The sequence below is a fragment of the Bradyrhizobium sp. BR14999 genome (genome assembly GCF_056106085.1).
Genome location: NZ_CM148536.1, coordinates 7,492,192 through 7,504,484, shown reverse-complemented (window position 1 = coordinate 7,504,484; position 12,293 = coordinate 7,492,192). Strand labels below are relative to the sequence as shown.

12 protein-coding genes are annotated in these 12,293 nt (G+C 57.5%); all 12 read left to right on the top strand.

Annotated features, from left to right (window positions below; translation table 11 throughout):
* Nucleotides 1-85: 85 nt before the first annotated feature.
* Nucleotides 86-907 (top strand): SDR family NAD(P)-dependent oxidoreductase, encoded by an 822-nt coding sequence (locus tag ACR9YP_RS35025; RefSeq protein ID WP_474218084.1) that lies wholly within the window; start codon nt 86-88, stop codon nt 905-907.
* Nucleotides 908-925: 18 nt separating this feature from the next.
* Nucleotides 926-2,128 (top strand): cytochrome P450, encoded by a 1,203-nt coding sequence (locus ACR9YP_RS35020; RefSeq protein ID WP_474218083.1) that lies wholly within the window; start codon nt 926-928, stop codon nt 2,126-2,128.
* 20 nt (nt 2,129-2,148) lie between these two features.
* Nucleotides 2,149-2,346, top strand: coding sequence for a ferredoxin (locus ACR9YP_RS35015; RefSeq protein ID WP_474218082.1), 198 nt, complete (start codon nt 2,149-2,151; stop codon nt 2,344-2,346).
* Nucleotides 2,347-2,372: 26 nt separating this feature from the next.
* Nucleotides 2,373-3,638: a CaiB/BaiF CoA transferase family protein gene (locus ACR9YP_RS35010; RefSeq protein ID WP_474218081.1), complete on the top strand. Its 1,266-nt coding sequence runs from the start codon at nt 2,373-2,375 to the stop codon at nt 3,636-3,638.
* A gap of 12 nt (nt 3,639-3,650) precedes the next feature.
* Entirely contained in the window at nt 3,651-4,814 is a 1,164-nt protein-coding gene (locus ACR9YP_RS35005; RefSeq protein WP_474218080.1) for a PrpF domain-containing protein, read from the top strand.
* 43 nt (nt 4,815-4,857) lie between these two features.
* Nucleotides 4,858-5,892 (top strand): Bug family tripartite tricarboxylate transporter substrate binding protein, encoded by a 1,035-nt coding sequence (locus ACR9YP_RS35000; RefSeq protein WP_474218079.1) that lies wholly within the window; start codon nt 4,858-4,860, stop codon nt 5,890-5,892.
* Nucleotides 5,893-5,940: 48 nt separating this feature from the next.
* The gene (locus ACR9YP_RS34995; protein ID WP_474218078.1) at nt 5,941-6,459 is read left to right on the top strand and encodes a nuclear transport factor 2 family protein; all 519 of its coding nucleotides are present in this window, start codon (nt 5,941-5,943) and stop codon (nt 6,457-6,459) included.
* A 28-nt stretch (nt 6,460-6,487) separates the two neighbouring features.
* A complete protein-coding gene (locus tag ACR9YP_RS34990; RefSeq protein WP_474218077.1) occupies nt 6,488-7,666 on the top strand; it encodes an NAD(P)/FAD-dependent oxidoreductase in 1,179 nt (392 codons plus the stop codon).
* 348 nt (nt 7,667-8,014) lie between these two features.
* A complete protein-coding gene (locus ACR9YP_RS34985; RefSeq protein WP_474218076.1) occupies nt 8,015-9,214 on the top strand; it encodes an NAD(P)/FAD-dependent oxidoreductase in 1,200 nt (399 codons plus the stop codon).
* A gap of 210 nt (nt 9,215-9,424) precedes the next feature.
* Entirely contained in the window at nt 9,425-10,630 is a 1,206-nt protein-coding gene (locus ACR9YP_RS34980; RefSeq protein WP_474221166.1) for an ABC transporter substrate-binding protein, read from the top strand.
* A gap of 38 nt (nt 10,631-10,668) precedes the next feature.
* Nucleotides 10,669-11,832, top strand: a complete 1,164-nt coding sequence (locus ACR9YP_RS34975) for a thiolase domain-containing protein (RefSeq protein ID WP_474218075.1) — start codon at nt 10,669-10,671, stop codon at nt 11,830-11,832.
* 4 nt (nt 11,833-11,836) lie between these two features.
* A complete protein-coding gene (locus tag ACR9YP_RS34970) occupies nt 11,837-12,259 on the top strand; it encodes a Zn-ribbon domain-containing OB-fold protein (RefSeq protein ID WP_474218074.1) in 423 nt (140 codons plus the stop codon).
* The last annotated feature ends 34 nt before the right edge of the window (nt 12,260-12,293 follow it).

The following is a 12,293-nucleotide window of genomic DNA, read 5'->3' as shown; positions in this document are numbered from 1 at the left end:
TCGCTGAAATGCAGAAGGGTCACCGGTTCATGGATTGACCAAAGAGCCAAGTGGACCTATGGTCAGACCAAAAGAGGAGGCGAGCATGGAACTGCCGATCGCATTGGCCGGCGAGAAGGTTGGAGTCGTGACAGGAGGAGCGAGCGGGATCGGCCGGGCGCTATGTCTGGCGCTGGCGCAATCTGGTGCCCGTCACATCGTCGTGGCGGATTTGCATTTTGACGGCGCGCAGCAGGCGGCGAAGACGATCCGGAGTGCTCATCCGCACTGTCAGATTTCCGCTCTGGAACTTGATGTTGGGAATGGACAGGCCGTCGACGCCGTGGTCGGACATGTCGAGGCCGCCCTCGGTCCGATCGGCCTCTGGTGTTCCAACGCCGGAATTCACGCCGGCGACGGGCTTGGCTCACTAAGCGATTGGCAGAAATGCCTGGACGTGAACCTGCTCGGGCACGTTCATGCCGCGCATTCGGTGATCCCGCGCATGGCGGCGCGGCGTGGCGGACACTTCATCATCACCGCTTCCGCCGCGGGGCTACTCACCGACTTCCGCTGCGCGCCTTACGCTGCCAGTAAGCATGCCGCGGTCGCGTTGGCCGAATGGCTCGCGATCGAGCATTCCGATGATGGCGTAGCCGTCTCATGTGTGTGTCCGGAGGGCGTTCGAACAGGAATGACAAGGCCTGACAGTCTCAAGACGGGTGCGGCGGGTAACTTCCTGGAACCGGAGCAGGTGGCCGACGCAATCCTTGATGCGCTCAGGACGCGACGCTTCCTTGTGCTGCCCCATCCGCGCGTCGCTGATTACGAACAGCGCAGGGCGGCGGATCGAGAACATTGGCTGGAGCGGATGCGAGCCGCGAGGCGTAGGTTGATGCCGACCGCGCCGGCTGCGGCCGCATCTTGAAGTAACGGAGAAAGAGCGATGTCACAAGCCGGTGCAGAATTGTCGTATCCAATGGCGAGGGCGGAGCCGTTCAATCCGCCCCCCGACTACGCGCGCCTGCGCACCGATCAGCCGTTTGCGCGCGTACGGCTCTGGGACGGCAGCCATCCGTACCTGCTCACCAACTTCGATGACATTCGCTCCGTTCTGAGCAATCAGAAATTCAGCTGCGAACCCAACCGTGAAGGCTTTCCGCACGTCTTCGAAGGGCGAATGGTCGCAGATAAGGCTGACAGGTCATTTCTGCGACTCGACAACCCGGAGCATGATCGCCTGCGCCGCATGGTGACAAAGGAGTTCACGGTCCGCCGTATCGAGCAGCTGACGCCACGCATCGAGGAGACAGTTGATCGACTAATCAATAGTTTTGCGCAGTTGCCGCAGGGCGCCGACTTCGTAGAGCACTTCTCAGCGCCGCTGCCGACCGAGATCATCACGTTCCTGCTCGGGATTCCTTACGAGGATCATCATTTCTTCCATGAAGCCACGCGGATTCAGTTCGGGTCGAAATCCACCCCGGCGGAGGTCCGCAAGTCGCTCGACGACCTCTTTGGTTATCTTGACGCGCTGATCGGTCGGAAAGAGCGTGAGCCGCAGGACGACATCATTTCCCGGTTGGTGGCCGAGCAGTTTGTGCCGGGACATGTCGACCGCCTCACACTTATCAACATCGTCAGGCTGCTTCTGAGCGCGGGCCATCAGACCACGCAGAACATGACCGCGCTTGGCGTGCTGACGCTGTTGCAGCATCCCGATCAGCTCGCACTAATCAAAGCGAATCCTAACCTCATTCCCGGTGCGGTCGAAGAATTGCTTCGCTATTCGAGCGTGCTTCACGTCGGTGCGCGACGCGTCGCGCTCGAGGATATCGATGTCAACGGCAAGCTCGTGAAGGAGGGGGAGGGCGTGATCTGCTCGATCCCGGCCGCCAATCGTGACCCTGGCCTGTTTCCAAATCCAGACAAATTCGACGTACAGCGGGACGCCGCGCGGCATGTGGCGTTTGGGTTCGGCATCCATCAATGCCTAGGTCAAGTGCTGGCTCGAGCGGAGCTGCGGGTTGTCTATGGGAAACTATTTCACCGGTTGCCAAACCTCCGTCTCGCGGTCCCCTTCGAACAGCTGCGTTTTCGCCACGACATGTTTGTCTATGGCGTTCACGAGCTGCCACTTGCTTGGTGATACCAACGAAAGCGAGCTTCATGCGTATTGAAATCAACAAATCCCGCTGTATTGCGGCCGGGCAATGTGTGCTGAAAGCACCGCAGGTGTTCGATCAGGACGAGCAGGATGGCATGGTCATTCTGCGTACCGACAATCCCGCTCCGGAGCTTCAGGAAGCGGCAAGGCTGGCGGCACGGGTCTGCCCGTCCGAGGCCATTACCATCTACGAGGATTAGGCGCGGCGCGCAAGACGGGGAACAGCATGAATCGACATGACACGATCACGGCCGAGGCCGCCTTGCAACATCCGCGCGCCCTGACGGGAGTGAAGGTTCTCGATCTCACCCAGTGGGAGGCTGGATCTGCGTGCGCGCAGTCGCTTGCCTTTCTTGGCGCTGATGTGCTCAAGGTCGAGCGGCCCAAACTCGGCGATCCTGCCCGAATTGCCTCGGCCGACTCGCCCGATGCCGACTCGCTCTACTTTCTCGTGCTGAATTCCAACAAGAGGAGCGTCACGATCGATTTGCAGAAGCCGGCGGGGAAGGACGTGCTAACCCGGCTAATTAGCGAGTGCGATGTCTTTCTGGAGAATTTTGCACCTGGCACGACCGAGAAGCTTGGGCTCAGCTATGAGGCAGTCAGCAAGATTAATCCCAGAATTATCTACGGCACCGTTCGCGGGTTCAGTGAGGAAAGTCCTTACCGCAATTTCCGTTGCTTCGATGCGATTGCGCAATCTGCAGGTGGTTCTGTTGCCTTTACAGGCGAGCCCGACGGACCACCGTTAAAGCCAGGGCCAACCTTCGCTGATACGGGCTCGGGCCTGCATCTGGCGATTGGGATATTGGGCGCGCTTTATCAACGCGAGTTCACCGGCAAGGGGCAATGTATCCGCGTTGCCATGCAGGAAGCAGTGATGAATTTCGGCCGCATCACCTTCGCTCGCCATCAGCTTACCGGAAAGCCGGTGGAGCGTGTCGGCAATGGGTCGCCGAGCAGCACCGCCGCGCCTTCGGGACTCTATTCATGCTTGGGCGGGGGGCCGAACGACTATTGCTTCATCTACACCGCCCGTGACGAACTGACGGGTAATAAGCAATGGCGCGCTCTGCTGAATACAATCGGAAGGTCGGATCTGCTTGAAGATCTGCGCTTTGGGACGCCTGAGGCGCGTTTCAAGCGAAAGGAGGAGGTCGACGAGATCATCCGACCCTGGATGGCGAGCCAGGATAAGAGAACCGCGATGGAAAAGCTGAACGGCGCCGGCGTTCCGGCAGGAGCGGTGTTTGATACCGGCGACCTCATGAACGACGCCTCATTTCGTGCAACGGGAATGTTAACTGAGATCGTTCACCCCACTCGCGGTCCCGTTGTCCTGCCAGGATGGCCCGTCAAGATGAGTGGCTCGCCGACACCGCCGATCACCTGTCCGCCGACGCTTGGCCAGCATACCGACACCGTCCTGCAAGAAATTCTAGGAATGGATGAAGCCGCGATCAAGGAACTGCGGGCAAGTCAGGCGATTTGACAGGAGTTGGTGTTGACTCAGCGTCGACTGAAGGCGGCCTTCTATCGCGGCGGCACGAGTAAGGCAGTGATCTTTCGGAAGGAGGATCTTCCGGAAGGGGCTCCGCCCGACAACGTCGCCGAATGGGATCGTCTATTTCTGTCTCTGATGGGCAGTCCCGACGCTGCTGAGCGCCAACTGGATGGCATGGGCGGAGGCGTTTCCTCGCTTTCGAAGATCGCAGTCATTTCCCCGTCGAGCCGAGAAGACAGCGACGTCGATTACACCTTTGCACAGGTCGGCATAGAGAAGTCCGTCGTCAGCTATCGGGGCAATTGCGGTAATATCAGTTCTGCTGTGGGACCATTCGCCATTGACGAAGGATTGGTGTCATCGAGCGATGGGCCCACAACGGTACGGATCTTTAACACGAACACGGAGAAGAGGCTCGTTGCACAGTTTGCCGTTGAGAATGGCAGAGCCAGGGTCCAAGGCGACCTCCGGATCGACGGTGTCTCCAGGCGTGGATCTCCCATCAAGCTCACTTTCATCGATCCGGCGGGGGCGGCCACCGGAAAATTGCTGCCGACCGGCAACGTTCGGGACGTCCTGGACATCGGCAATGGCCGCAAGATCGAGGCGTCCCTTGTCGACGTGGCCAATCCTGTTGTCATCATCGACATGGACGACGTGTGTCCGAGCACCGATGGCTTCGATACAGCATGGTTTCAGTCGGCCGAGCAGCGCCGTTTGCTGGAAGACGTTCGGGTTGCGGCCGCGCAGGCGATGGGGCTCGTCCCGGACGAGGAGGCGGCCCGCGTACGCCTGACGAACTTGCCCTTGATCGCCATCGTGCGGAAGCCGAACGCCTATCGCGCGGCAACGGGTGTCACTGTCGACGCGGAGGACATCGATGTTGTGACGCAAATGATATCGATGGGCGCGCCACACAAGGCCTCTCCTCTTACTGGAGCGATATGTTTGGCAGCGGCATGCAAGATTACTGGGACCATCGCCAATGAGGCTGCAACCAGCAGGGGAATCTCTCGCGAAGAATTTAAGGTCGGGCATCCCTCGGGCATACTGCAGCTAACGGCGGTTTGCGAGAATGCTGGCGGAATGTGGCGAGTGCCCGAGGCCGGGGTGTATCGGACGGCTCGACGCCTGTTTGAAGGGCACGTCTTCGTTCCCCAGTAACAGAGGCTGCGGCAATTTCCGACCGCGGCACGGAGGAGGAGAGATGTTGGAGTTCCGTGCGTTGGCCTTGAAGTCACCTCGAACCTGGCAGACCAGCGGCATGATCAATAGAGGCGTTCCCGCCGCGGTCTTGGCATTTGCGCTCGCCGTTGGCAGCACGGGTTTCTGCAACGCTGAAGATTATCCCACGCGTCTCGTCCGCTTCGTCGTGCCGTTCCCTCCTGGCGGCGGCGTCGATCTAGTCATCCGGGCAGCGGCTCAGGACCTCAGTGCGAAGTGGGGCACGCCGGTGATCGTTGAAAATCGCGCGGGTGCAGGCGGTACCGTTGGAACGGAAGCTGTCTATCGCGCACCACCGGACGGTTACACCTTGTTGGCAACCGTCAATCAGACCATCACTACAGCGCCGTATCTATTTAAATCGCTGCAATATGAACCGTCCAAGCTGACGCCCGTCACGCTGATGGTGCGCAGTGACAATTTCATTCTCGCGCATCCTTCCGTTCCGGCTAACTCCCTTCGCGAGCTGGTCAACCTTGTCAAGAAGGAGCCAAATAAGTGGAACTACGGCTCGTTTGGTCGCGGCTCGCAGCCGCAACTCCTGTTTGAGTATCTTAACAGCAAAGAAAAACTCGATCTTCTGCACGTGCCCTACAACGGCATATCGCCGCTGTTGATCGCGATCATGACGGGGGAAGTATCATTTACCACAGGCAGTGCCGGTGTTGCGGGTGAGCTTTTGCGCACAGAAAAGCTCAAGGCACTCGCCATTGCTGGAAAGAAGCGATCACCACAGTTTCCGGAAGTGCCAACGACAGAGGAGGCGGGCTTCGGCTACTTGCAGTCGTCAATCTGGTATGCGGTGTTCGCACCGCCCGGCACGCCTCCGAGCATCGTGAACAAGATCGCAACGGCTTTGTGCGAGATCTTGCAGGATCCGTCGTTTGTCGAGCAGCAAGTTGCAGCGAAGGGGCTCGAACCGATTGCAAGCACACCGGAACAACTTGCTGACGTGGTACGCAAGGAAACCGCGGCACTTAAGATCATGATCGATGCCGCTAACATTCAGGCCGAATAGATCTAACCAGGCTCATGAGATGACCAGCACATATGAGGGAGACACGGAGTGAACAAGCCCGTAGCGAGCTTGGGCTCGCTTCTGAAAAGTAACAACGATCCGGTCGATTCGTCGGAAGGACGCAGGGCCGCCAAAGATGCGATCCTAGCCTTTTTCAAGGCCGTCGCGACCAAGGACATGACGGCGCTCGCCAACAGTGTCACCGAGGACGCGGTGTACGAGATCCCATTCAGCGAGAGCGGCTCGACCGAACCAGGTCAATTCCGTCGCTACGTGGGAGCAGCCGCCGTCATCGAGTTCTGGACGGGCACAACGGCAAATGGCCCGAAGAGCCTGGGTCCTGAAGATGTCGAGCTTTGTATCAACGCTGATGGCAGCAGGGTATTCATCGAGCAGAGGGGAAATATGATCCTCTCCGATGGTCGCTCCTATCGTAACCGGTATGTGTTCCGCTTCTCGATCCGGAATGGGCGGGTTTGCCATGTACGAGAATACTTTAATCCCGTGACGGCGGCCTTCGCGTTCAAGCGAAAGATCGCGAACGCGTTCATCGTAGAGACGCTTTAACTCGAGCAGGACCTGGAGAGCGGCTCAGATGACTGATAGTGTCTTGATCGTCGGCGCCTCGGTTGCTGGTGTCGGTACCGCGAATGAATTGCGGCGCTGCGGGTTCTCGGGAAAGATTACGCTTGTGGATGCGCAGCACCATCTGCCATACGACCGGCCGCCGCTGTCCAAGGCGGCGTTGCTCGGGCAGGTTGCGACCTCAGAGTTGCAATTTCACAGTCGGGACTACTACGCTCAAGCCAAGATTGATCTTGTCCTTGGTCACCCCATAAAATCACTCGAAGTAGACAAGCGTATGGTGCTTCTCGAGTCAGGTGAGAAACTGGCTGCTGATTGCATCATCATCGCGACCGGTGCCCGCGCCCGGCCGTTTCCTGCAGAACGTTGCACAGCCGACATTCATCTACTGCGTGATATCGATGATGCAAACGCCTTACACGCAGGTTTGCGGAAGAGCCGCCGCGTTGCGGTTATTGGCGGAGGTTTCGTTGGAGCCGAAGTCGCCTCGAGCGCTTCCGCTCTCGGGCTTCAGGTCGTGCTCGTCGAGGCGATGCCACTGCCATTTGTGCGAATCCTGGGGAGCGAGATTGCGGCCAGGCTCGCCGATCTGCATTTGCAAGCGGGCGTAGAGCTCGCGTGCGGTGCCTCGGTCGATCGTATCGACGAGATCGACGGTCGGAGCCGGCTGGCCTTGACGAGCGGCGAATTGGTCGACGCTGATATCGTGGTGGCGGGCCTTGGCGCGCTGCCAAACGTGGAATGGCTGATGTCGTCGGGATTGAAAATTGCCAATGGCGTCGTTTGTGATGCACGCGGCCAAGCGAGCGCACCCGGCATTTTTGCTGCAGGTGATGTCGCTTGTTGGCAAAATCCACTGACGGGATATTGGGAGAGGCATGAGCACTGGACGGCAGCAAGAGAGCAGTCTCGCATCGTAGCTCAAACGATTGTTGGTGAGGATACCCTGCAATGGGGCGCCTTCATTCCGTATTTCTGGTCCGATTTCCACAAGGTGCGTCTGCAGATGCTAGGATCCGCTCAAAATGCGGACGAGACTTGCATCGTGCATAACGAGCCCGACAAGCGCGCTTTCGTGGCAGAGTATCGAAGAGATGGCGAGCTCTTAGGAGTCGTGGGATGCAATGCAGCAGCACGGGTCATGCGCTACATGCCACAGCTATCGCGTAGTGCGGTTATCGTCTCATGATGTCGAAAATCAATTTACGGTGGAGACAGACGCCACTTGCCGCGCGACTTGGGGCCACCAATGACTCGAGTCTTCGCATTGCCAATGAATATACGAAATCAGGATGAAGGCAGGCTAGGTGTACGAAGCGCCTATCCGATTAATTGTGCCGGATAGCGACACCATATCTCAGCCAGGAGGTTACCGAACTTGCGGCACGTCTGTCGTGTTTCGATACCGCGAAAAGCCTCGGAGCGCTGCGGCGACGGTGGGTAAATGGATGGAAAGCTGGAAGAGGTAATTGGAGGGCGCTGATCACTGCTCATGTGTTCCCCGGCGAACCTTGAATCTGCCTCAGGAATACAATGCATGACTAGTAGCGTCCTTATTGTTGGTGCGTCCGTGGCCGGCGTCGGCGTGGCAGATGAATTGAGGCGATTCGGCTATTCCGGTCGGATCATGCTCGCCGATGCAGAGGCTCATCTGCCGTATGACAAGCCGCCATTGTCGAAGGGCGTGTTTGGCGGCGACGTAGACATTGAGCAGCTTCGGTTTCACGATAGTGCGTATTATGCGCGGATGAATATCGACCTACATCTCGCTAGCCCAGCGGAGACGCTTGATGCGGTCGAGCGCACGGTCTTCCTTAGATCGGGCCGTCCGTTGGCTGCAGATGCCATCGTCCTCGCAACAGGGGCTCGTGCCAAGCCGTTCCCTATTGGTCGATGTATGGAATCGGTGCATTTGTTGCGCAATTTGGACGACGCGAGGCGGCTGCGCGATCAAGCTCGTGCAGGGCAGCAGATCGTCATAGTCGGGGGAGGTTTTATTGGTAGCGAACTAGCTTCTGCGGCAGTTCGTGCCGGGCTGAAGGTCGTCATGATAGATGCAACGGGACTTCCGTTCGAGCGAGTTCTGGGAAGTCAAGTTGCCGCCCGAATTGCTGACCTGCATATGCGCAACGGGGTGGAGCTACTGCATAGTGTTCAAATAAGCGAAGTAACTAGAATGGGATCTCGTCAGCGAGTCACCTTAGCCAAGAACATGGTGATCGATGCGGACATCGTCGTTGCGGGGCTCGGTTCGGTGCCTAACGTGGAATGGCTAATTTCCTCGGGGCTCGCGACATCGAATGGCGTCCCATGCGACGAGCGAGGAAGGACTCAAGTGCCGGGAATTTTTGCGGCCGGAGATGTGGCTGCCTGGATAGATCCGGCGAGCGGGCAATACGTAAGACACGAGCATTGGGCGGCGGCAAAAGAACAAGCGCGTATCGTTGCCCAGTCGATCACTCGTCAAGATAAAAACTCTTGGGGAGAGTTTGTGCCCTGCTTCTATTCCGACCTCTATGGCCTTCAATTGCAGCTGCTTGGTTCTACGGCCCAAGCCGACGACGTTCGAACCGTACATCAGGACGATAAGAAGCAGGCATTCTTGATCGAGTATCGCAAGGCGCAGGAATTAATAGGTGTCGTGGGTTGTAACGTCGACGTTAAAACGATGCGCTACCGCCTACGTCGTTGTTGCAGAGATAATAGGCCGTTAGATACCGAAATTGCCAAGTCGTAGAAAGTTCATCGAGCACGCCCTCAATGCGCGAGCCAGTCGTGTAGGGCGCAATGGTGGGACAGATTGACAGCTGACGAGTTGGTTAGACGTATCGGCTATTACGTAATCAGAATTTGGTATTTGTTGTCCGGCTCAATCGACCGTTACATCCGCTTACGTAGTGATGAGGCCGGCAGGCGATGTTTGGATTGCGCCGGTTGCCAATTGATAATTCAGGGGGAGCCGGTGAAAGCCATTAGCCTAGGGTGTATAATTGCAGCTCTCGCGGTACCGGCTGCTGGATATGCGCAATCGAAAAATGGGGTGAGCGATACCGAGATCAAGATTGGCAACTTGATGCCGTACAGCGGGCCTGCCTCCAACTATAGCGTTCTCGCAAAAGTAGAAGAAGCTTACTTCCGAAAAGTGAACGACGATGGTGGCATCAATGGGCGCAAGATTGTGTTCGTTTCTTACGATGATGCGTTCAGCCCTCCAAAATCAGTCGAGCAGACGAGGAAGCTCGTAGAAAGCGACGAGGTGTTCGCGATATTCGGCTCGCCTGGTACGGCCTCTAACACTGCGACAATGAAGTACCTCAACGCACGGAAGGTCCCGCAGATTTTCGTTACAACAGGGGCGGAGAAATTTAGCGATCCGAAGAACTTTCCATGGACGATGGGCTGGATTCCTCATTACCGGCGCGAAGGAATCGTCTACGGGAAGCAAATTATCGCTCAAAATCCGCGCGCGAAAATCGCCGTTTTGTACCAGAACGACGATTTTGGACGCGATTATCTCTCCGGCCTGAAGGAGGGGTTGGGTGAGGGGGCCTCCAGCATGATCGTTGCCCAGGCGCCTTATGAGACGACCGATCCGAATATAGCGTCGTCGCTCATCACGCTGAAAGCGTCGGGCGCAGACACGCTCTTGATTGCCGCGATCTCGAGGTTCGCCTCGCAGGCGATCCGGACCGTGGCGGAAATGTCTTGGAAGCCATCGATCTATATTAGCAATACGGCAGCGACTATCGAAACAACGCTGAAACCAGCAGGGCTATCGAACGCAACCGGTCTCATGTCCGCCGCTTACCGAAAGGATCCGGAAGATCCTGCCTGGGCGAAAGATCCGGGTATGATGGAGTTCTTTGCGTTCATGGACAAATACGTTCCAGGGGGCGCCAAAAACGACATTGCGGCTTTGGGTTATGCGTCGGCGCAAAGCCTCGTTTATGTGTTGCGGCGGTGCGGGAACGAGCTGACGCGCGAGAATTTCATGAAACAAGCCGCGAACCTTCATGATGTGCAAATCGGGTTGCTGCTTCCCGGGATCACGCTCAACACGAGCCCTACGAATTATTCTCCGATTGATCAGTTCCAAATGATGCGGTTCAACGGCCAGCATTGGGATCTGTCTGGACCGCTAGTGAAGCCGTAGTCGCGATCGTCATCGGCGTAGCAGATTGGAATATTATCTTGTCTAGTAGATCGATAGCCCGAGGGGCGTACATTGTCGGTGCGTTCGAGCATCCGACCCGGCTCGCAACGACTCAGAGCGTTGCACAGCTCCAAATGGAAGTGGCGAAGGGCGCCCTTGAAGATGCCGGACTGGGGCTTGGAGATGTCGACGCGTTTTACACGGCTGACGCTCCGGGGTTAGGCCCCATTGCGATGGTGGAGCATCTCGGTATTCGACCCAAGATTGTCGATTCCACCGACGTCGGCGGCTCCTCCTATCTGGTGCATGTAAACCATGCCATGCAAGCGATCGCTGCCGGGAAGTGCAGCGTCGCGCTGATCACACTAGCCGGCCGACCGCGCGCTGAAGGTATGACCGCGGTAGCGTCGAAATTTGCTGGACCCGACGTCGGCTTCGAGAGCCCGTATCGATCCCAAGTGGTCGGAATGTATGCGATGGCGGCGGCCCGGCACATGCATGAGTTCGGAACAACCGCGGAGCAACTTGCCTGGATTCGGGTGGCAGCTTCGACGCATGCCCAATACAACGACAGGGCGCTGCTCCGCAAAGTCGTCACCGTCGAAGACGTGCTCATGTCGCCGATGATTGCGGATCCGCTGCATCGGCTCGATTGCTGCGTGATGACGGATGGGGGCGGAGCAGTGGTCGTAGTGGGCGAAGAGATTGCGAAATCGCTGTCTCGGCCAAAAATAAAGGTCCGTGGAGCTGGTGAACACGTCAAATGCATTCTTGGCGGCTACCCGGAGATGACCACTTCGGGAGCGGTCGTCTCAGGAGCTCAGGCGTTCTCGGAGGCGCGCGTGTCGCCGAAGGATATCAAGTGCGCATGCATATACGACAGTTTCACCATTTCGGTTCTCATTGCGCTTGAGGATCTTGGATTTTGCGAGAAAGGCCGCGGCGGGCAGTTCGTGGCGGATGGAAATCTCATCTCGGGCGTTGGCAGGCTTCCGTTCAACACGGACGGAGGCGGGCTCTGCAATAACCATCCTGCTAACCGTGGGGGCATGACGAAGATCATCGAACTCGTTAGGCAGTTGCGCGGTGAAGCCCATAAAGCGGTACAGGTACCGAATTGCGATCTTGGCTTGGCGCATGGCACCGGAGGCTGGATCGCTTCCCGGCATTGTAGTGCGACTCTAATCCTGGAAAGAGAGTAAGTGTATGGACGCGCAACATGATTCCGATGTCCCGGCCCCTGCGATCGATCTGGACAACGAGAAATTCTGGGCCGCTGCATCCCAGCGAGAGTTGTTGGTAGGAAAGTGCCGTGCATGCAAGGCGTCATATTTTTATCCGAGACATTTTTGTCCATTCTGTTTGTCTACTGATGTCGAATGGTCAAGAGCGTCAGGGGACGGCCAGATATATTCTTTTACGGTTTTGAGAAAGGCTGAGCGACCCTACGTTCTCGCCTACGTACGGCTCGAAGAGGGTCCTTCGATGCTGACAAACATTGTTGAATGTGATCCCAACAAGATTTCGATCGGGCAACGCGTAACGGCGGTCTACGTAGCTTCGAAGACTGGAGCGCTGGTGCCGATGTTTACGCCGCTGAGCGACGATCTTAAGCGCCCGGATGCGTGATCTGCAAGCAACGCGCGACCACCCACAAAAGGAC

What these genes read in the sequence shown, in the direction of transcription:
- ACR9YP_RS35025 (WP_474218084.1), top strand. Translation starts at nt 86, where the DNA reads ATGGAACTGCCGATCGCATTGGCCGGCGAGAAGGTTGGAGTCGTGACA.
- ACR9YP_RS35020 (WP_474218083.1), top strand. Translation starts at nt 926, where the DNA reads ATGTCACAAGCCGGTGCAGAATTGTCGTATCCAATGGCGAGGGCGGAG.
- ACR9YP_RS35015 (WP_474218082.1), top strand. Translation starts at nt 2,149, where the DNA reads ATGCGTATTGAAATCAACAAATCCCGCTGTATTGCGGCCGGGCAATGT.
- ACR9YP_RS35010 (WP_474218081.1), top strand. Translation starts at nt 2,373, where the DNA reads ATGAATCGACATGACACGATCACGGCCGAGGCCGCCTTGCAACATCCG.
- ACR9YP_RS35000 (WP_474218079.1), top strand. Translation starts at nt 4,858, where the DNA reads ATGTTGGAGTTCCGTGCGTTGGCCTTGAAGTCACCTCGAACCTGGCAG.
- ACR9YP_RS34990 (WP_474218077.1), top strand. Translation starts at nt 6,488, where the DNA reads ATGACTGATAGTGTCTTGATCGTCGGCGCCTCGGTTGCTGGTGTCGGT.
- ACR9YP_RS34985 (WP_474218076.1), top strand. Translation starts at nt 8,015, where the DNA reads ATGACTAGTAGCGTCCTTATTGTTGGTGCGTCCGTGGCCGGCGTCGGC.
- ACR9YP_RS34970 (WP_474218074.1), top strand. Translation starts at nt 11,837, where the DNA reads ATGGACGCGCAACATGATTCCGATGTCCCGGCCCCTGCGATCGATCTG.